This is a genomic window from Providencia sp. PROV210, assembly GCF_028479445.1.
Lineage (GTDB): Bacteria > Pseudomonadota > Gammaproteobacteria > Enterobacterales > Enterobacteriaceae > Providencia > Providencia rustigianii.
Genome location: NZ_JAMPNQ010000018.1, coordinates 116,830 through 138,181 on the forward strand (window position 1 = coordinate 116,830; position 21,352 = coordinate 138,181).

18 protein-coding genes are annotated in these 21,352 nt (G+C 42.4%); 14 read left to right on the plus strand and 4 right to left on the minus strand.

The window, feature by feature from the left end; all coding sequences use genetic code 11:
• Positions 1-28 precede the first annotated feature (28 nt).
• Positions 29-811, minus strand: coding sequence for a DeoR family transcriptional regulator (locus PR761_RS14650; protein ID WP_039855728.1), 783 nt, complete (start codon positions 809-811; stop codon positions 29-31).
• A gap of 46 nt (positions 812-857) precedes the next feature.
• On the minus strand, positions 858-1,526 hold the full coding sequence (deoC, locus tag PR761_RS14655) for a deoxyribose-phosphate aldolase (protein WP_006815981.1): 669 nt from the start codon (positions 1,524-1,526) through the stop codon (positions 858-860).
• 183 nt (positions 1,527-1,709) lie between these two features.
• Here deoC and rbsK point away from each other — a divergent pair, with 183 nt between their 5' ends.
• From rbsK to PR761_RS14705, 10 genes are all read left to right on the plus strand, one after another.
• Positions 1,710-2,630, plus strand: coding sequence for a ribokinase (gene rbsK / locus PR761_RS14660; protein ID WP_039855726.1), 921 nt, complete (start codon positions 1,710-1,712; stop codon positions 2,628-2,630).
• 162 nt (positions 2,631-2,792) lie between these two features.
• Positions 2,793-4,100: an L-fucose:H+ symporter permease gene (gene fucP, locus PR761_RS14665; protein WP_006815977.1), complete on the plus strand. Its 1,308-nt coding sequence runs from the start codon at positions 2,793-2,795 to the stop codon at positions 4,098-4,100.
• 63 nt (positions 4,101-4,163) lie between these two features.
• Positions 4,164-5,180 (plus strand): aldose 1-epimerase family protein, encoded by a 1,017-nt coding sequence (locus PR761_RS14670; protein WP_039855794.1) that lies wholly within the window; start codon positions 4,164-4,166, stop codon positions 5,178-5,180.
• 227 nt (positions 5,181-5,407) lie between these two features.
• A complete protein-coding gene (locus PR761_RS14675) occupies positions 5,408-6,421 on the plus strand; it encodes a mechanosensitive ion channel family protein (protein ID WP_006815975.1) in 1,014 nt (337 codons plus the stop codon).
• A gap of 272 nt (positions 6,422-6,693) precedes the next feature.
• On the plus strand, positions 6,694-8,853 hold the full coding sequence (locus PR761_RS14680) for an ornithine decarboxylase (RefSeq protein WP_006815974.1): 2,160 nt from the start codon (positions 6,694-6,696) through the stop codon (positions 8,851-8,853).
• Positions 8,854-8,952: 99 nt separating this feature from the next.
• Complete coding sequence (gene uriH / locus PR761_RS14685; RefSeq protein ID WP_006815973.1) at positions 8,953-9,888, plus strand: uridine-preferring nucleoside hydrolase UriH; 936 nt, start codon at positions 8,953-8,955, stop codon at positions 9,886-9,888.
• A 287-nt stretch (positions 9,889-10,175) separates the two neighbouring features.
• A complete protein-coding gene (locus PR761_RS14690; RefSeq protein ID WP_006815972.1) occupies positions 10,176-10,496 on the plus strand; it encodes a type II toxin-antitoxin system RelE/ParE family toxin in 321 nt (106 codons plus the stop codon).
• Between the two features lie 36 nt (positions 10,497-10,532).
• Positions 10,533-10,865: a HigA family addiction module antitoxin gene (locus tag PR761_RS14695; RefSeq protein ID WP_039855724.1), complete on the plus strand. Its 333-nt coding sequence runs from the start codon at positions 10,533-10,535 to the stop codon at positions 10,863-10,865.
• A 112-nt stretch (positions 10,866-10,977) separates the two neighbouring features.
• Positions 10,978-12,003: a tRNA dihydrouridine(20/20a) synthase DusA gene (dusA, locus tag PR761_RS14700; protein WP_154610863.1), complete on the plus strand. Its 1,026-nt coding sequence runs from the start codon at positions 10,978-10,980 to the stop codon at positions 12,001-12,003.
• A 101-nt stretch (positions 12,004-12,104) separates the two neighbouring features.
• Entirely contained in the window at positions 12,105-12,278 is a 174-nt protein-coding gene (locus PR761_RS14705; RefSeq protein ID WP_006815969.1) for a hypothetical protein, read from the plus strand.
• Positions 12,279-12,323: 45 nt separating this feature from the next.
• On the opposite strand, the gene PR761_RS14710 is transcribed toward PR761_RS14705, so the two are convergent.
• Positions 12,324-13,307, minus strand: coding sequence for a quinone oxidoreductase (locus tag PR761_RS14710; RefSeq protein WP_006815968.1), 984 nt, complete (start codon positions 13,305-13,307; stop codon positions 12,324-12,326).
• Between the two features lie 209 nt (positions 13,308-13,516).
• On the opposite strand from PR761_RS14710, the gene dnaB reads away from it, so the two are divergent.
• The 3 genes from dnaB to PR761_RS14725 all read left to right on the plus strand — a co-directional run bounded on the left by dnaB (position 13,517) and on the right by PR761_RS14725 (position 17,524).
• A complete protein-coding gene (gene dnaB, locus PR761_RS14715; protein ID WP_006815966.1) occupies positions 13,517-14,926 on the plus strand; it encodes a replicative DNA helicase in 1,410 nt (469 codons plus the stop codon).
• 254 nt (positions 14,927-15,180) lie between these two features.
• Positions 15,181-16,263 (plus strand): alanine racemase, encoded by a 1,083-nt coding sequence (gene alr, locus PR761_RS14720; RefSeq protein ID WP_006815965.1) that lies wholly within the window; start codon positions 15,181-15,183, stop codon positions 16,261-16,263.
• A gap of 64 nt (positions 16,264-16,327) precedes the next feature.
• Positions 16,328-17,524 (plus strand): amino acid aminotransferase, encoded by a 1,197-nt coding sequence (locus PR761_RS14725; RefSeq protein WP_039855722.1) that lies wholly within the window; start codon positions 16,328-16,330, stop codon positions 17,522-17,524.
• Between the two features lie 57 nt (positions 17,525-17,581).
• Here the strand turns inward: PR761_RS14725 and uvrA are convergent, their stop codons facing one another.
• Entirely contained in the window at positions 17,582-20,416 is a 2,835-nt protein-coding gene (uvrA, locus tag PR761_RS14730) for an excinuclease ABC subunit UvrA (protein ID WP_112836106.1), read from the minus strand.
• A gap of 302 nt (positions 20,417-20,718) precedes the next feature.
• Here uvrA and PR761_RS14735 point away from each other — a divergent pair, with 302 nt between their 5' ends.
• Positions 20,719-21,240, plus strand: a complete 522-nt coding sequence (locus PR761_RS14735; protein ID WP_006815962.1) for a single-stranded DNA-binding protein — start codon at positions 20,719-20,721, stop codon at positions 21,238-21,240.
• Positions 21,241-21,352: the final 112 nt, after the last annotated feature.

The following is a 21,352-nucleotide window of genomic DNA, read 5'->3' on the forward strand; positions in this document are numbered from 1 at the left end:
CAAAATCGACACATAAGGAAATCCCATTTTAATAAATCACCTTCACAAACCCATTTCGGCAATACGTTTCATACTCATCAGTAAGTTGTCGATTAGTCACAATCACATCAAACTGGGATAACTCCCCCATATTGGCTGTCGCAACTTCATCGAACAAATTATAAGGCGCCAACAAAATCTTCCGGATAGATTTTTCCATTCCTTTCTTTTTCATCGGCAAATCATCGATATTGTAGCAAGTTACGCCATAGGTGCTGTGGACTCCAGTGGCGGACATAAAGGCTTTTTTGGGATTAATTGAATCCAGTAATGAAGGCAGTGTTGGGCTATAAAAAGAGTCACTTTTAGGACGATATTCCCCACCACAGAGCAGTGCAGTAGCATTTTTTTTCTGGCTCAGAGCAAGAAAAACGTTATGGGAATAACAAATTCCGGTGAAACTGATCTCTTCGGGGATTAGGGAAATCAAGGTTGCCATTTCGATCCCATTATCAAAAAAGATCACATCGTCTTCACTGACCATACTGGCTGCGAGATTAGGGATGTAGAGTTCTTCTGTTTGATCGGGCGTGAAAATATCAGCGTGGTGTTCGGTTGGTGATAGGTGGGAAGTAGGTTGAGTGACAGAAACAATGTAGCCACCAAGCAGTGACATAGGGATCGGGCCTTCAGTATCCGCATTGAGATCTCGGCGAATGGTCATTTCAGAGACTTCAAGTATTCTAGCGGCTTCTTTGAGATGAATGCGTCCTGAACGTTTGATACATTCACTTAAGCGGCGAAGGCGTTCTTTTTGTTTAGTTTCTATCACCCTACAATCCTTTTTATAATGGCGCGGACGAACCGCGCCCCGTTGTTTAGTACTCACTTGGAGTGGTTTCATCTCCAGTCACAATTGAGACACTTGCGCTTGCGCCAACACGGTTAGCACCGGCTTCAATCATTTTAATCGCTGTTTCACGAGTACGAACACCGCCAGAGGCTTTGACGCCGATTTCGTTACCAACGACTTTACGCATCAATGCGACATGATGCTCAGTTGCACCCATTGTACTGAATCCTGTTGAAGTTTTCACAAAACCAACTTTCATTGTGCGGCAAATTTCACAAACTTGTGTGATTTCTTCATCAGTTAACAGGCAATTCTCTAAAATAACTTTCAAAGTGGCATTTCCGCAAGCGGCAAATACAGCTTCAATATCACGGCGAACGAATTCTAAATCACCACTTTTAAGCATACCAACGTTGATAACCATATCGACTTCATCGGCACCACGGCGAACAGCTTCTGCTGCTTCAAATGCTTTTGCTTCTGTTAAGCATGCGCCTAAAGGAAAGCCTACCACACAGCAAACTTTTACATCACTGTCTTTTAAGCATTCGCTTGCAAGAGGCACATAGCCTGTATTAACACAAACAGAGGCAAAGTGATATTGTGCAGCTTCTGCACATAACGTTTTGATATCATTAACAGTTGCGTTTGCTGCGAGTAAGGTGTGATCAATATATTTCGCTAAATCTTGCATTTTAAACCTTCCTATATGATGTGAATTAGGATAAACGTGGGTTAGGTAACAAAGAATGAGGAAATGTGGCAGATATAACACTTGATCATTCGTTATTCGAGATCCTAATCACAAATGATATTTTTGCAACATGATAATGTTAGTATTATATCATTATGTGATTTATTTAACACGAGGGACATTATGGATATAGCAGTTATAGGTTCAAATATGGTCGATTTGATCACTTACATCGATCAAATGCCAAAAGAGGGGGAAACCCTCGAAGCGCCAGCGTTCAAAATTGGTTGTGGCGGTAAAGGTGCTAACCAAGCGGTTGCTGCGGCAAAACTGAACTCAAAAGTGATTATGTTAACCAAAGTCGGTGACGATATTTTTGCTGATAATACCATTCGTAATCTTGAGTCTTATGGCATCAATACCCGTTATGTAGAAAAAGTGCCTTGTACATCCAGTGGGGTTGCGCCAATTTTTGTGAATCAAAACTCCTCTAACAGTATTTTGATCGTCAAAGGTGCGAATAAATTCTTATCTCCAGAAGATATCGATCGCGCTGCTGAAGATCTGAAAAAATGTAAGTTGATCGTACTGCAATTAGAAGTACAGCTGGAAACGGTGTATCACGCAATTGCATTCGGGAATAAGCATAACATTCCTGTGTTGCTTAACCCAGCCCCAGCTCAGCGTTCATTGGACTTAGATTTTGCGTGTCGTTGTGACTTCTTTGTACCGAACGAAACGGAGCTGGAAATTCTCACCAATATGCCAGTAGATACCTTGGATAATGTTCGTCGCGCAGCCCAATCTTTATTAGATAAGGGACTGAAAAACCTGATTGTTACATTAGGTGATAAAGGCGCGCTATGGATGACTCGTGACAGTGAGTTGTTAATCCCTGCAATCAAAGTGAATGCTATCGACACCAGCGGTGCAGGTGATGCCTTCATCGGTTGCTTCTCCCATTACTATGTTCACACCGGAAATATCGAAGAAGCAATGAAAAAAGCCGTTCTGTTTTCTGCATTTAGCGTAACAGGCAAAGGTACTCAATCCTCTTATCCGAGTATTGAGCAATTTAGTGAATTTGTTCAGTTAAGTAATTAGTCCTTATCGTCTTTCAAGCACCAGATGCATTGCCTGTACCCGCAATATTTGCTCTGAATTTGAATGATGTTGAGCATGACCGGTTGAAATGAATGCCGCCAATAGAGCGATAAAGCAACGTTTAACCGGTTAAAAATATTATAAAAATTATTAAGGGTTACCATGAACATTAAGAACATCACTCAGTTACCTGATGGGTACCTGAATAAGACACCTCTATTTCAATTTATCCTACTTTCCTGCTTATTCCCGTTATGGGGATGTGCAGCTGCACTTAATGACATTTTAATCACACAGTTTAAAAGCGTTTTTGAACTCAGTAACTTTGCGTCAGCATTAGTGCAAAGTGCGTTCTATGGTGGCTACTTTTTGATTGCGATCCCGGCTTCACTCGTGATCAAAAAAACCAGCTATAAATATGCGATCATGATTGGATTGATCTTGTATATCGTGGGTTGCACCATGTTCTTCCCAGCTTCACACATGGCAACCTACACCATGTTCTTAGCGGCGATCTTTGCGATCGCAATCGGTCTAAGCTTCTTGGAAACCGCAGCGAATACCTACAGTTCGATGATTGGTCCAAAACAGTATGCGACCTTGCGTTTGAACATCAGCCAAACTTTCTACCCAATCGGTGCCGCTGGCGGGATCTTGCTGGGTAAATATTTAGTGTTCTCAGAAGGTGAAAGCTTACAAAATCAAATGGCGGGTATGGATGCGACGCAGCTTCATGAATTCCGTCTGGCAATGTTAGAAAATACCCTCGAACCTTACCGTTATATGATTATGGTGTTGGTCGTGGTAATGATTCTGTTTTTAGTGACTAAATTTCCAAAATGTAAAGTGGCTGAAACGGTGGAACATAAACGTCCATCAGCGATGGATACTCTGAAATACTTAGCGAAAAACAGTCGTTTCAGAAAAGGCATTATCGCTCAGTTCTTATATGTGGGGATGCAAGTTGCGGTTTGGTCATTCACCATTCGTTTAGCGCTTGAAATGGGCGATATCAACGAGCGTGATGCCTCTAACTTTATGGTGTACAGCTTCGCTTGCTTCTTTATTGGTAAATTTATTGCCAACATTCTGATGACCCGTTTCAATGCGGATAAAGTGCTAATTATCTATTCTATTATCGGCGTGCTGTTCTTAGTGTATGTCGCCTTTATGCCAAGCTTTACCGCTGTTTACGCTGCTGTATTAGTGAGTATTTTGTTCGGACCATGTTGGGCAACTATCTATGCAGGAACCCTCGAGACTGTTGATAACGAACATACTGAAATGGCGGGAGCGGTGATTGTGATGGCGATAGTCGGCGCGGCAGTGGTTCCAGCGATTCAAGGCTATGTTGCAGACCTCACTCATTCACTCCAGCTTTCTTTCTTAGTTTCTATGTTGTGCTTTGTATATGTGGGCATTTACTTCGTTGGTGAACGCCGCTTCAAAGCAAAACAAGCCGCTAAATAAACCAAAAAGTATATTGGGTAGGCTTGCCTGCCCAATTCTCATTATCAAACCGTGAGTATGACCATGAACACAATGATCCCGTTACATAAAAGCTTATTTACGGAAAAACCGACATTAATCGTTAAAAATAGCCAGTTTTCCGTTTCCGCATTTGTTTATCACTCTGGGGTTCAAGGTTTACGCGTTGAAAACCAGCAAGGTCACCTGACAATTTTGCCATTTTTAGGGCAGATGATTTGGGATGCGGAGTTTTGTGGGCAAAACCTGAAAATGGAAAATATGTTTTCAGAGCCTAAACCCGTCCCCACCGTGATTGAAACGTATGGATGTTTTGCATTCCATTCCGGCTTAATCAGTAATGGCTGCCCATCACCAGAGGATAATCATCCATTACATGGAGAAATGCCTTGTGCATCCATGGATAGCGCATGGCTTGAACTGACTGAAAATAGTCTGAAAGTGTGTGGCGAATATGAGTATGTGATGGGGTTTGGTCATCACTATCGCGCAGCACCTTCCGTGCAATTACATGCTGGCAGCTCGCTATTTGATATTCATATGTCGGTGACGAATTTAGCATCGGTGCCAATGCCGCTTCAATATATGTGCCATATGAATTATGCCTATGTGGATAATGCAACACTGACGCAAAACATCCCAGAGCAAGCTATCAAGCTACGTGAGTCTATTCCTGGACATGTCCATCCAACCCAAAAATGGCTCGATTTCAATCAAGCATTGAAATCAGGCGAAATCACCTTGAATCAGCTTAACCAGCCACAAATGTGCGACCCGGAAATTGTCTTCTTTATGGATAATTTGAGCCAATATACGGCTAATCCAGAGTTTAGAATGACATCTCCTGCGGGTAATACTTTTGTGACTCGCTTTAAATCAAATGAACTTAATTATGCGACTCGCTGGATTTTATATAATGGCGACCAAAAGGTTGGGGCGTTTGTACTACCAGCAACATGCCGTCCTGAGGGGTTTCTTGCTGCAAAAAATAACCAAACATTGATTTGGTTAGATGCGGGGGAAAATCGTCAATTTACAGTGACGACGGGTGTAGAAAAGTAATTTTTAATTATTCTTTTCGTGAAGGCTGCTGATTAGTAGCCTTTTTTATTGCTGAATAACGGCAATACTCAGTATTGTTTGTCATGAATAATTCATTATTGGACTATATGAAAAGTAATTGATAATTATTAGGAAACTTAAGTGAATAATTGCTATCTTAGCGATTATTCACTCATAATTTAGAGTGTTATTTTTCATACAGCAAGTTGATTTTAGGGCAATAAACCATGATTCAAACACTACTCGAAAAATATGCTGTCGGTATGACTATCATTACCGTCTGTTTGGTTGTGTATTTAATTTTCGAGATTTTACATAAAAGACATAAACATAAAAGAAAAAGTATTCTGGTTCATGTAATCCAAACTATTGTGTTGTGTGTGATTGTTTTAGCCATTGCTCAGACCGTGGATATGGCAGCCAGTGATTTCGAGCTCAGCTTTATTTCTACACCATTAATTAATTTAGTGGCGATATCGGCGATTACATTAATTATTATGCGAAAGCTGTTTCAGTTAGCAAACCGCCTTGAAAAACAACAAATTAAAAAAGGTAGTGACCCAACTTCAGCACGAATTATCGCTCGTATATTTAAAACCACCGTTTTTGTCATCATCGTCCTATTGTTTGGTGAACACTTTGGCATGAGCCTCTCAGGCTTAATGGCATTTGGTGGGTTAGGTGGTATCGCGATTGGTATGGCGGGTAAAGATATCCTGAGTAACTTTTTCTCTGGGATTATGCTCTACTTTGATCGCCCCTTTAATATTGGGGACTGGGTGAGTTCTCCAGATAGAAATATTGAAGGTACAGTAGTCGAAATTGGCTGGCGGTTGACCAAAATAGTCACTTTTGACCATCGTCCTTTATATATTCCCAACTCGTTATTTTCATCAATTAGCGTAGAAAATCCTGGGCGCATGACCAACCGACGAATTAAAACGGAAATTGGTTTACGCTATGAAGATTCTGACAAAATTAGTGCCATAGTGGATGATATCCGCACGATGCTGAAACAAGATGAAAATATCGATACAGGGCAAACGTTATTGGTTTATTTTGATGCTTTTGCAGATTCATCATTGAATATTATGGTGTACTGTTTTACCAAAACAACTGTGTGGGCTGAGTGGTTAGATGCACAGCAAACGGTCTACTTAAAGATTATTGAGATCGTTAAAAAGCACGGTGCAGACTTTGCTTTCCCATCTCAAACGTTGTATGTGGAAAAAAACCAGTAACTTCCCAATCCTGTAAAATTAACCGACTCATTCACTGTAATATAAATGTGAATTAGTCGGTTAATCTGCAAACTATTTCTATGTTATGTTTTAATGCTGATGAGTCGTGAGTCCTCCTTTGAAATTTTTATGCTATTAACCAGCAAGTTATAAAAAAGATTCAACTTAGGTCAATTTGAATTTTTCTGCTCACGCTTCGATTGTTTCAATCTCGTTATCTATCAAGTATATTGACCGCCTCTTTACCTCAGCTAACCAAGAGCCAGACTGCTATGAAGAAAATCAATGTGGCATGTAGCCAGGGGGTCGCTATCTATTTTACTGGTGCTTTTCAGTGGGTAGATATTCGCGATGCACAGTTAAACAATATTGCTGCGGTTGTGCTATCTGAACAAGATGCCAACCAAGGGCTGTGGAAGAGGGTTGCTGATAGTAAGCTCAGTATTCCACTGTTTATCATTAGTGATAAACAGCTACCAGAACATGGAAATAAACCACCCTATTTAACCGCATTATTGCCACCAGCCCCTGCGGCTCGTGAAGAAAATAGCCGTCAGTTACGTGAGGCGGCGAATCAATATCTTGAGCAGTTATTACCCCCATTTTTTGCTCGAATGATGGATTATGCTGCTGGGCACAATGTGACTTTTGCATGTCCGGGGCATCAAGGCGGACAATTTTTCCGTCGCCATCCTACCGGAGAGCAATTCTATCAATTCTACGGTGAAAACTTATTTCGTACTGACCTGTGCAACGCCGATGTCGCTATGGGAGATTTGTTGATCCATGAAGGAGCGGCAAAAGAAGCACAAAAATTTGCAGCGAAAGTGTTCAATGCCGATAAAACCTATTTTGTGCTCAATGGTACTTCATCATCGAATAAAGTGGTTCTGAATGCCTTGCTCACACCGGGAGATTTAGTGCTCTTTGACCGAAACAATCACAAATCAAACCATCACGGGGCGCTTATTCAAGCAGGAGCAACCCCCGTTTATTTGGAAACTGCCCGTAACCCATTTGGGTTTATTGGCGGCATTGATGCTCATTGTTTCGCGGAAGAGTATCTGCGTGAGTGCATTAATGAAGTGATGCCAGAAAAAGCGCAAGCTGAGAAGCCATTTCGTCTGGCAGTGATCCAGTTAGGAACCTACGACGGTACGGTCTATAACGCAAGGCAAGTGGTCGATAAAATTGGGCATCTTTGCGAATATATTTTGTTCGATTCTGCATGGGTTGGTTACGAACAATTTATCCCAATGATGCGCCAATGCTCCCCATTATTGCTGGAATTAAATGAAAATGATCCAGGAATTATGGTTACGCAGTCGGTACATAAACAACTCGCTGGTTTTTCCCAAGCCTCGCAAATTCATAAAAAAGATAATCATATTAAAGGGCAGCAGCGATTTGTATCCCATAAAAAACTCAATAATGCCTTTATGATGCATGCCTCGACTAGCCCATTTTACCCGTTATTTGCCGCTTTGGATGTGAATGCACGTATGCATCAAGGAGAGGCTGGAGAAATGATGTGGATGGAGTGTGTGAGACAAGGGATTGAAGTCCGTAAATCCATAATTAAGCATTGCCGTTACTTTAAACCGTTTGTGCCTGAATTCGTCGATGGTAAACCGTGGGATGAATACCCTACCGAGCAAATTGCTTCGGAACAGCGTTTCTTTAATTTTATTCCAAAAGAACGTTGGCATGCCTTTGATGGATACGCACAAGATCAATACTTTGTTGACCCTTGTAAATTAATGCTGACCACTCCGGGAATTGATGTGGAAAGTGGTGAGTATGAGTCTTTCGGGGTTCCAGCCACCATTCTGGCGCACTTCCTGCGTGAGCATGGGGTGATCCCTGAAAAATGCGATTTAAACTCCATTTTGTTCCTGTTAACCCCCGCAGAGTCACAAGAAAAGCTTGAGCTGCTGGTTTCTCATTTGGTGCGTTTTGAGCAACTTTTAGATGAAGATGCGTTATTAGAAGAGGTTTTACCTTCAGTTTATCAGCGTTATCAAGAACAATACCAAGGCTATACTTTACGTCGCTTATGCCAAGAAATGCACCAGTTAAGTGTGGATTTCAATATTAAACAGCTACAAAAACAGATGTTCAGGAAAGTGCATTTCCCGCAAGTGAAAATGAACCCACAACAGGCTCACGTTGAATTTATTCGTGGAAATGTGGAGTTATTGCCATTGAATGAATTAGAAGGGCGCATTGCCGCAGAGGGAGCATTACCTTATCCTCCGGGAGTACTGTGTGTGGTGCCGGGAGAAGTGTGGTCAGGCCCTGTCCTGCAATACTTCAAAGCGTTGGAAGCGGGGATTAATGCGCTACCGGGCTTTGCTCCTGAACTACAGGGTGTCTATATCTCGAAAAATGAAGATGGGCCTAAACGCGTGTATGCGCATGTTTTGAAATAATTTTCTTCGTATTCAGATACTAATCATAGATTTTGCCTTATGAGATAGCTAAATTGGGATCAGTAAAATGCTGATCCCAATTAACGACAAGGTAACGCTATGACAAAAAAGATTATTCTTGATTGTGACCCAGGGCATGACGATGCTATCGCCATGTTATTGGCTTACGGTAATCCGGAGATTGATTTACTGGCTGTCACCACGGTAGCTGGCAACCAAACCCTCGAAAAAGTCACCTATAATGCTCGAGCGATTGCCAAAATGGCAAATATTTGCGGCATTCCGTTTGCGGCGGGATCGGCTCGTCCATTAGTGCGTGAAGTTGAAGTTGCACCAGATATTCACGGTGACTCAGGGCTTGATGGACCTGAGCTTCCAGTTCCCACATTACAGTTAGATGAGCGCCATGCTGTCGCGCTAATCATTGAAACGATTATGGCCCATCCGCCAAAAACCATCACATTAGTGCCAACAGGCGCGCTGACCAATATTGCTCTAGCGGCGAGATTAGAACCCCGCATTGTGGAGAGAGTGAAAGAAGTGGTATTGATGGGTGGCGGTTACCACGTGGGTAATTGGAGTCCGGTCGCGGAATTTAATATCAAAATTGACCCTGAAGCAGCACACATTGTTTTTAATGAAACATGGCCGTTAACCATGGTGGGATTGGATCTTACTCACCAAGCCCTAGCAACCCCCGAAGTTGTCGCAAAAATTGCAGATATTGGGACTAATTGCTCGCAATTTGTTGTCGAACTATTAGATTTCTTTGGAAAAATGTACAAGCAGGCTCAAGGCTTTGATGCACCCCCAGTTCATGATCCTTGTGCAGTTGCATATGTCATTGATCCGTCAGTCATGACGACTCAGAAAGTACCTGTGAATATTGAATTAACCGGTACATTGACTCTCGGTATGACGGTGGCGGATTTTCGTTATCCTATTCCTGAAGATTGCCATACCCAAGTCGCGGTGAAATTAGATCGTGATAAGTTTTGGAAAATGGTCATTGATGCACTGAAAAATATTGGTTAATAAAAATCGTATTCTGATCTAGTCGTGAATAAGTCAAACGCCCTTTTTATCATTGATAAAGAGGGTGCTTCATTCAACCTTTTCAAATTAATGATTAGCTTCCTAAGATTTATTAGGAAAAAGTGTTTTTCTAAATAGCCTATATTTCTCCATCTCATCAATTAATTTATTATTTTCCTATAGGTCGCTATTAATAAAAATGGTGCGCATCTATGCACTGTGCTATTGTGCATTCAATGCCGTAATGCTATTTTAGTCATTGCTACCTACAGGATCATAAATGACTCATGGAGGAGGTTTATGTGAATGAAGATAATGATTGTCGTTTAATTTTTAGAGATGAGTATTTACGACTATTTTATGTCTATGGCAAGTTACATCGTCTAATTCCGTCTATCATCTGCACTGTTTTAGCCCGAAAGTTAGACATGCTAAATGCAGCAAAAACATTACAGGATTTTAAAAGTCCCCCAGGAAATCGGTTTAAGCAGCTGAAACCACCGTTGGAAGAATTTTACTCAATTAGAGTTAATGGGCAGTATCGGCTTATATTTAAATGGAAAGATACAGTCGAGGGATTGTATTTGGATCCTCATAAAGATGTTTAGCTAGATGATTTATTTGGAATAGAAAAACCGGAGGATTTGATGCAAGCGACGAGAAAACCTGCAAGTGTGGGGGATATTTTGTTATATGAATACTTACTCCCTACAGGGATGAAAATTCATGAGCTGGCAGAATTATTAGGTGTTCATAGAAACACGGTAAGCTCTTTGATTAATAATAATCGAAAGTTATCAACTGACATGGCATTTAAGCTCGCAAAAGCGTTTGGAACCAGTAAGCAATTTTGGATAAATTTACAACAGGCTCTAGATATCTGGGAGGTTGAAAATGATCCTCGATTGCAGGAAGAAATTAGTCATATTTTGCATTATGAAGATTTTCTAAAACAAAAATCACAGAAAGTCGCCTAAACAACCGCACAGTTTATTATGACAAAAGAAAGCTAGCTGCTAAAATGCGGCTTTCTTTTGCTATTTCACAAAGCATAAGCCTTAAATTCGATACCAACACCAAAAGACCAGCATGCAACAAAATCAAACGTTAGAACAAAATACCCCATCAACAACCGATGGTGACAAAAATCTTAACCGCTTCTCGGTTGCGCCGATGTTAGATTGGACAGACCGTCATTGCCGTTATTTCCATCGCTTACTGACTAAAAATACGTTGTTGTATACCGAAATGGTGACCACTGGTGCGATTATTTTTGGTAAAGGTGACTATCTTGCGTATAGCGAAGAAGAGCATCCAGTTTCCTTACAGCTTGGTGGTAGTGATCCTGCGGCACTGGCTCAGTGTGCCAAGTTGGCGCAAGAGCGCGGTTATGATGAAATCAATCTTAACGTGGGTTGCCCGTCGGATCGCGTACAAAATGGGCGTTTTGGTGCTTGTTTGATGGCTGACGCCCAATTAGTGGCAGATTGCGTGAAAGCGATGCGTGATGTGGTGTCGATTCCCGTGACAGTCAAAACTCGTATTGGTATCGACGAGCAAGATAGCTACGAATTTCTCTGTGATTTTATCGATACAGTTTCGACCAAAGGTGACTGCGATACATTTGTTATCCATGCTAGAAAAGCATGGCTATCAGGTCTTAGTCCGAAAGAAAATCGTGAAATCCCGCATTTAGATTACCCGCGAGTTTATCAACTAAAACGTGATTTTCCTCATCTGACAATGGCGATAAATGGCGGCGTTAAAACCCTTGAAGAAGCCAAAGAACATCTCAAGTATTTAGATGGTGTGATGATGGGGCGCGAAGCCTATCAGAATCCATCAATTTTAACGGCGGTTGATAATCAACTGTTTGATGAAACAATGCCAATTGTGGACAGCATTGAAGCGGTACGTCGCATGTATCCGTACATTGAAAAAGAGCTGTCTAATGGTGCCTACTTAGGGCACATGACCCGCCATATGCTAGGGATTTTCCAAGGTATTCCGGGAGCTCGTCAATGGCGTCGTCATTTAAGTGAAAATGCTCACAAAAAAGGGGCAGACTTGACGGTAGTTGAACAAGCATTAGCCTTTGTCACTCGAGGCGAGTAAATACCAATTAAACGAAATAACAGTTTCTGTATTTACACCAAGGTATCAGATTATCTGCATGCTATGCTTAAAATAATGTTGATAAATAAAATAGGTGGTAAATGAAACTGTTATTAATGGCTTCATTAATTTTAGTTGTTGCTGGTTGTTCAAATACAGGTGGTAAACCTGCTGATCCTCCAAAACAAGATCCCTATGAGGGCAGTGTACTGAATACCATCAAAGAAAATCAGCAGAGATATAAAGAGCAGCAAGCTCGCAAAGGTATTTACTAATCAAAAAAGCGCCGAGTTATCAATCGCTCGGCGCTTTTTTATTGCTTAAGGGATTAGCAGGCTAGAACCTTGCGTTTTTCTCTGTTCCAGCGTTTGGTGTGCTTTTTGTGCATCTTTTAGTGCAAAGATTTGTGATGCAGGAACATCCACATTGACCTTACCACTTAGAATCATATCAAACAGTGCATTACTGGCTTGATCTAACTCAGCTCTGTTAGTCACATAGACGCCGAGTGATGGGCGGGTAACATATAGCGCGCCTTTTTGGTTAAGAATACCAAGGTTTACACCAGTTACTGCCCCCGACGCATTTCCAAAACTCACCATTAATCCTCTGCGTTTTAGTGAGTCTAAAGAAGCTAGCCAAGTGGCTTGCCCGACCGAGTCATAAACCACATTCACTTTTTCGCCGTGAGTGATTTCTTTAACTCGCTCTGCAATATTTTCAGTTTGGTAGTTGATCACTTCCCAAGCACCCGCAGCTTTGGCGCGTTGTGCTTTCTCTTCTGAGCCAACAGTGCCAATCATTTTTGCGCCTAATGCTTTTGCCCACTGACAGGCAATTAATCCCACACCACCCGCTGCGGCATGGAATAAAAACACTTCATCTTTTTGAATTTTATAGGTTTGATTTAGGAGGTAGTAGACGGTCATTCCCTTGAGTGAGCTGGCGGCAGCTTGTTCGAAGGAGATATCGTTTGGCAAATGAGCCACTGCATTAACCGGGACATTATGGACTTCACTATAGGCACCTAAAGGGCTTTGAGCATAAACCACTCGATCTCCTGGCTTGAAACCAGTGACTTGAGAGCCTGTCTTGACGACCACACCCGCCGCCTCGGTTCCTAAACCACTCGGTAAAGCTGGCACTGGGTACAATCCACTGCGAACATAGGTATCGATAAAATTTATACCAATGGCGCGGTTTTCGATTTGGATCTCGTGCTCGGCGGGCTCTTTTGGGGAATAGTCAACAAAATTGAGAACTTCAGGACCACCATGCTGCGAGAATTCAATACGTTTTGCCATGATTATCTCCAATGCTTTAGTTTATTTTATTCACAGTACCAATTGCGCCATCATAACGCGATGCTTTAATAATAAGAATTATCGGTTTGTGCGTTGTGTTGGTGATGATGGCAATAATATCTTGTTGAGAGATTGATAAAGACGCCACACGACATCACAGATTGGCGTATACTAACTGTTGGTTAATTATAGACGTGGATATTTTAAGTATGGCTAAAAAACCCTCCTCAGATTACAAGACAAATACACCGCGAGATCGGCAAATGGAAGGGCTCAAACTTCCACCGCACTCTATTGAAGCGGAGCAGTCTGTTTTGGGGGGACTGATGTTGGATAATGAGCGCTGGGATACGGTTTCAGAGCGCGTCACATCGGCAGACTTTTTTAGTCGTCCTCACCGTACTATTTTTTCGCAAATGCAATTTTTGCTGGAGCAAGGCAAGCCCATTGACTTAATCACGCTTTCTGAATCCCTTGAACAACAAGGGGAATTAGATGGTGTTGGCGGCTTTGCTTATTTAGCCGAATTATCAAAAAATACGCCAAGTGCGGCGAATATTAATGCTTATGCTGATATCGTTCGTGAACGTGCAGTTGTTCGCGATATGATTTCTGTGGCAAATGAAATTGCCGATGCGGGTTATGATCCGCAGGGGCGCAGTAGTGAGGACTTGCTTGATTTAGCAGAAAGTAAAGTTTTCCAAATCGCAGAATCTAGAGCAAATAAAGAAGATGGTCCAAAAGGGATCGAAGCGATTCTGTCTGAAACGGTAGAGAAAATCGAACAGCTATATCAGCAGCCCCACGATGGGGTAACCGGCGTCTCGACGGGTTATCAAGATTTGGATAAGAAAACCGCGGGATTACAGGGCTCTGACCTGATAATTGTGGCTGCGCGTCCATCAATGGGTAAAACGACTTTCGCGATGAACTTATGCGAAAACGCAGCGATGACGGAAGAAAAACCGGTACTCATTTTCAGTTTGGAGATGCCCGGTAACCAGATCATGATGCGTATGTTAGCGTCCCTTTCTCGCGTCGACCAAACGCGTATTCGTACGGGGCAATTAGATGATGAGGATTGGGCGCGTATCTCCAGCACCATGGGGATCTTGATGGAAAAACGCAATATGTACATCGATGATTCGTCTGGTTTGACACCAACGGAAGTTCGTTCCCGTGCACGACGTATTTATCGTGAACATGGTGGGTTAAGTCTCATTATGATCGACTACCTTCAGTTAATGCGAGTGCCCGCGTTATCGGATAATCGTACATTAGAAATTGCAGAAATTTCGCGTTCATTGAAAGCGTTAGCAAAAGAACTCAATGTACCCGTTGTAGCACTATCTCAGTTAAACCGTAGCCTTGAGCAACGAGCAGATAAACGCCCTGTGAACTCCGATTTACGTGAATCTGGGTCTATCGAGCAAGATGCTGACTTAATTATGTTTATCTATCGTGATGAGGTTTATCACGATAATAGTGACCTCAAAGGGGTTGCAGAGATTATTTTGGGTAAACAGCGTAATGGCCCAATAGGGACGGTGAGGTTGACGTTTAATGGGCAGTGGTCGAGGTTTGATAATTATGCCGGGCCGGCCTATCAGGACGAGTAACCTTGGTCACCTCGTCATATTTTGAGCTGTAACTGTGTTGGTTTCTCTCAGCTACCCTAGTCACATACTTATGTATGCTCCTAGGGATAGCTTCGTTTACCGCCTTGCTACAGTTCAAACTATTTAGAGGCTGGTAATCTCGTCATATTTTGAGCTTATAGAAGATTAAAGATTAAAGATTAAAGATTATTTCGGTTAATTTAAGTTTTGGCAGTTGGTTGATAAATTTTAAAATGAATAATTAAGAGGAAGAAATGAAAGCGGCAACAGCATTAATAAACCGCCGCGCTCTGCGACACAACCTGCAACGAGTTAGAGAGTTGGCACCAAATAGCCGCCTGATTGCAGTTGTTAAAGCAAACGCTTATGGTCATGGGTTAGTGGGAGTGGGCACTGAAGTTCAAGAGCTTGTGGACGGGTTTGGTGTTGCGCGTTTAAATGAAGCTTTGCTCCTGAGACATCAAGGTATCAATAAACCGATTGTTTTACTTGAAGGTTTCTTCGAGCAATCGGATTTACAGCTGATGGTAGAGTACAATATCGATACGGTAATCCACTGTGTTGAACAGCTGGAAATGCTAGAAAGTGCTCAGCTTGCCAAACAAATCAAAGTGTGGATGAAGTTGGATACCGGCATGCATCGTTTAGGCGTACTTCCTCAACACGCTGAAAGTTTTTATCAACGTCTACAAAGCTGCCAGAACGTTGACCTGCCTATCAATATTGTCAGTCATTTTTGCCAAGCAGATGCTCCTGAACTGCCTACTACCGCGAAACAAATCGAATGCTTCCAACAGTTTGTATCCGATAAACCGGGTGAAAAATCGATCGCGGCTTCAGCTGGGATCCTACTATGGCCAGAAGCACATTATGACTGGGTTCGCCCGGGAATTATGATGTATGGCGCATCTCCTCAAGAAGGCAAAAGTGCCGCAAGCTTCGGTTTACTCCCCGTTATGACCTTAAAATCGAGCCTGATTGCCGTGAGAGAGCATTCTGCTGGGCAGTGTGTGGGTTATGGCGAAACATGGCGCAGTGAACGCAATACTCTCTTGGGCGTGGTCGCAATTGGTTACGGAGATGGTTATCCACGTAATGTTCCATCAGGTACGCCAGTGCTGGTTAATGGAAGAAAAGTCCCAATTATTGGGCGAATTTCCATGGACATGACTGTGGTGGATTTAGGTCCAGATTCCACAGATAAAGTGGGTGATGATGTCATTCTATGGGGTAATGCACTGCCAGTGGAAGAAATTGCAGCGCAAACGGGCATTATTAACTATGAGCTTCTCACTAAGCTCACCTCGCGAGTCGCAATGGAATATGTAGACGAATAGATCATAACGGGTTATTTTCACAAGACAAAAAGTAAAAAGATAACCTACAAGTGGGAGATATCCTGTGTACCAACATGTTGATGCTTATCCGGGCGACCCAATTTTATCGCTGATGGATGAATTTAATAAAGATACTCGTGAAGGCAAGATTAACCTGAGTATTGGTCTTTATTATGATGCAGAAGGGAAAACCCCTGAGCTGGAAACCGTCGGCACAGCGAAAGCTGCACTGCGTAAACTCCCAGCGAGTGCTTCACTATATCTGCCAATGGAAGGTTTGAAAGACTATCGTACTGAACTGCAAAAGTTAGTATTTGGTGAAGATTGCCCGCTGATTGGCCAAGAGCGTATTGCAACAGTCCAAACTATCGGTGGTTCTGGTGCATTAAAAATCGGTGCAGACTTTTTACATCACTATTTCCCAAACTCTGAAGTCTGGTGCAGTGACCCAACATGGGAAAACCATGCATCTATTTTTTCGGGCGCAGGAACCAAGGTTCACTATTATCCTTACTTTGATGAAAAAACCAAAGGTGTGAAATTTGATGAAATGCTGGCAACTTTTAAGAAGTTACCAGAAAATAGCATCATTTTAATGCACCCTTGCTGCCATAACCCAACAGGTTCCGATCTAACGCCTGCTCAGTGGGATGAAGTCACCAAAGTCGCATTAGAGCATAAACTAATTCCATTCTTAGATATCGCTTACCAAGGTTTTGCTGAAGGTATCGATGAAGATGCTTATGCCATTCGTACGATGGTTAAAGCTGGTTTACCGGTATTTGTCAGTAATTCATTCTCTAAAATCTTTGGTATTTATGGGGAGCGTGCTGGCGGTTTATCCGTTATCTGTAAAGATAAGGATGAGCGTGACCGTGTGTTAGGTCAGTTGAAAGCGGGTGTTCGTCGTCTATATTCAAGCCCACCATCAAATGGTGCAAAAATTGTTGCAGCGGTGCTCACTGATAGCCAACAAAAAATGAAATGGCTGGAAGAAGTTGAAGCAATGCGTTTGCGTATTTTAGAAATGCGTACCGTATTAGTGGATGAATTGAAGAAAGCCCTGCCAAATAAAAACTTCGACCATCTGTTAAAACAGCGCGGTATGTTTAGTTATACCGGTTTTTCTCAGCAACAAGTTGACCGTTTGAGAGATGAATTTGCAGTGTATTTGGTAGGAACAGGACGTGTCTGTATGGCTGGAGTTAACCGTCATAACGTGAAACGTATTGTCGAAGCGTTCACGGCTGTAAGCCAATAATGCATTATTTTTGATATAAAAGGGGAACTCAGTTCCCCTTTTTTAATACGATTTTGCTTAGTATCCGCGTTCTAAAATTGGTTTTAAGAATCGAGCTGTATGTGATTTTTCACATTCCGCAACCTGTTCTGGTGTACCGGCAACAAGGATCTCACCACCGCCGCTACCACCTTCTGGGCCTAAATCCACAATCCAGTCAGCAGTTTTGATAACATCGAGGTTGTGCTCAATCACAACAATAGTATTGCCCTGATCACGTAGTTGATGAAGCACCACTAACAGTTGTTGAATATCGGCAAAATGTAGGCCAGTAGTCGGTTCATCCAGAATATAGATGGTTTGCCCAGTCCCGCGTTTAGACAATTCACGCGCTAATTTCACACGCTGTGCTTCACCACCCGAAAGGGTTGTCGCAGATTGCCCTAAACGGATGTAAGACAGACCAACATCCATCAGTGTTTGTAGTTTACGCGCCAGTGCAGGAACCGCATCGAAGAATTCACGGGACTCCTCAATAGTCATATCCAACACTTCGTGAATACTTTTACCTTTGTATTTAATTTCCAAGGTTTCACGGTTATAGCGCTTCCCTTTACATTGGTCACAAGGCACGTAGACATCCGGTAGGAAATGCATCTCAACCTTAATGACTCCATCACCTTGGCAGGCTTCACAGCGACCGCCTTTGACGTTAAAACTAAAACGTCCAGGATTATAGCCTCGGGTACGAGACTCTGGAACACCTGCAAATAACTCACGAATCGGTGTAAATATTCCAGTGTAGGTCGCAGGGTTAGAACGTGGTGTCCGCCCAATTGGGCTTTGGTCAATATCGATGACCTTATCAAAATGTTCTAAACCTTCGACTTCTAAATAAGGCGCTGGGGTAATTACCGTCGCACCATTCAGTTGGCGTTGTGCAATGGGAAAAAGTGTATCATTGATCAGTGTTGATTTGCCTGAACCGGAAACCCCTGTAATACATGTAAATAAGCCAACAGGAATATCTAAGGTGACATTTTTAAGGTTATTGCCTGTCGCACCAACGACGGTCAGCATTTTATCTTTATTGATTGGCACGCGTTGCTGAGGGATCTCAATTTTGCGTTCACCACTTAGGAACTTACCGGTCAGTGAATCTGGATTTGCGACGATATCTTCCAGTTTACCTTGTGCCACAATTTGCCCACCATGAACCCCTGCACCGGGACCAATATCAATCACATGGTCAGCAGCACGGATAGCGTCTTCATCATGCTCGACGACAATCACGGTATTACCTAAATTACGTAGGTGGATTAAGGTTTCTAATAGGCGATCATTATCACGCTGATGAAGCCCAATTGATGGCTCATCCAATACATACATAACACCAACTAGACCTGCACCAATTTGGCTTGCAAGACGAATACGTTGAGCTTCACCACCCGACAATGTATCTGCGGAGCGAGAAAGGCTTAAATAATTTAGTCCTACATTGACTAAAAATCTCAAACGCTCACTGATCTCTTTTAGGATTTTTTCGGCAATTTGAGCACGCTGCCCGCTTAATTTTAAGTTTTGGAAGAACTCCATCGCATGACCAATGCTGTAATTAGCAATTTCTGGCAATGTGGTATTTTCAACAAATACAAAGCGTGCTTCTTTACGTAAGCGAGTTCCATCGCATGTTACGCAAGGACGGTTACTAATATATTTCGCTAACTCTTCACGTACCGCAGTAGATTCGGTTTCTTTATAGCGGCGCTCCATATTATTCAGAACGCCTTCAAACGGATGGTGACGAACAGTGATATCACCACGATCATTACGATATTTGAACTCAATGCTCTCTTTGCCAGAGCCATATAAAATAACTTTGTGTATTTCAGGGTTTAATGTATCAAAGGGAGCTTCAACATCGAATTTATAATGCTCCCCTAAGGACATCAGCATTTGAAAATAATAAAAATTACGACGATCCCAACCGCGAATGGCTCCACCTGAAAGGGAAATTTCGGTATTCTGGATTACACGCTCAGGATCAAAAAATTGTTGAACGCCTAAGCCGTCACAGCTTGGGCAAGCCCCCGCTGGATTGTTAAAGGAAAATAGGCGCGGTTCCAATTCCATCATGCTATAGCCACAGACTGAACAGGCAAAATTGGCAGAAAAGATTAATTCTTCCGCTTTTGGATCGTCCATATCGGCGACGACAGCAGTTCCTCCCGAGAGCTCTAATGCGGTCTCAAAGGATTCGGCAAGGCGCTGGGCAATATCATCGCGGACTTTAAAGCGATCGACGACCACTTCAATAGTATGCTTTTTCTGTAATTCGAGTTTTGGTGGATCGGAAAGATCACAAACCTCACCATCAATTCGCGCGCGAATATAGCCTTGGCTAGCTAGGTTATCGAGTAATTTAACATGCTCACCTTTACGATCTTTCACGACAGGCGCAAGTAACATCATTCGACGATCGGTCGGTTGTGCGATCACATTATCTACCATCTGACTGACAGTTTGTGCCGCTAACGGAATACCATGGTCAGGACAGCGCGGCTCACCCACACGGGCAAACAACAATCGCAAATAATCATGAATTTCCGTGATTGTCCCCACCGTTGAACGTGGGTTATGGGAAGTGGATTTTTGCTCGATAGAGATGGCTGGAGATAGCCCTTCAATATGGTCAACATCCGGTTTTTCCATTAAAGAAAGAAACTGGCGAGCATAAGCCGATAAAGATTCAACATAACGACGTTGACCTTCAGCATACAAGGTATCAAAGGCTAAGGATGATTTACCTGAGCCAGATAACCCTGTAATAACTATCAGCTTGTCTCGGGGGATGATGAGATTGATGTTTTTTAGATTATGTGTGCGAGCACCGCGGACTTCGATATTCTCCATTTACCACTTCCCGAATGAATTGATAGTGAACAAGCGGAGAAGTATGACATATTTTTCCCTGAATGAATATACAGTATATGTGCTGTTTCTATTTCGTCGTCTCGTTAGATTATCTGGAAGTTATCTGCAATTTAGATTAATTAGTGTCTATACTAAAAACCAGTAATGCAGATTTCACTTAAATTTGGAAAGCCCTTCGCAACTTCAATTAAGCAATTTCAATTTATGGTGCAATACAGATAGGTCGTGGTAAACTTCACGGCTAGTCCAGAGATTAAAATTCAATGCATCAGGAGTAATAAATGGCCAGCAGAGGCGTAAACAAAGTAATTCTTATCGGTAACCTAGGACAAGATCCAGAAATCCGTTATATGCCTAACGGCGGAGCTGTAGCTAACCTGACTCTGGCGACTTCTGAAAGTTGGCGTGACAAGCAATCCGGTGAAATGCGTGAAAAAACAGAATGGCACCGTGTTGTGATTTTCGGCAAATTAGCTGAAGTTGCCGGTGAATATCTGAAAAAGGGTTCACAAGTTTATATTGAAGGTTCATTGCAAACACGTAAATGGCAAGACCAAAGCGGTCAAGATCGCTACACCACCGAAGTTGTTGTGAACATCGGCGGTTCAATGCAGATGCTGGGTGGTCGTGGTGGTGATGCGCCATCACAAGGTCAAGGTGGGCAAGGCGGTTGGGGTCAACCACAACAGCCAGCAGCGGCTCAACAGTTCAGTGGCGGCGGCGCAGCTCCTGCACGTACTCAAGCACCTGCACCTCAAACTAATGAACCACCAATGGATTTCGATGACGATATTCCGTTCTAAAATTGATTTTAGATAACTGATATCATTGATTAAAGCCCTTAATTTTAAGGGCTTTAATTTTTTCTACTGAAGATTATAAAGTTAAAATGACATTCTTACATGAGCATGTGAT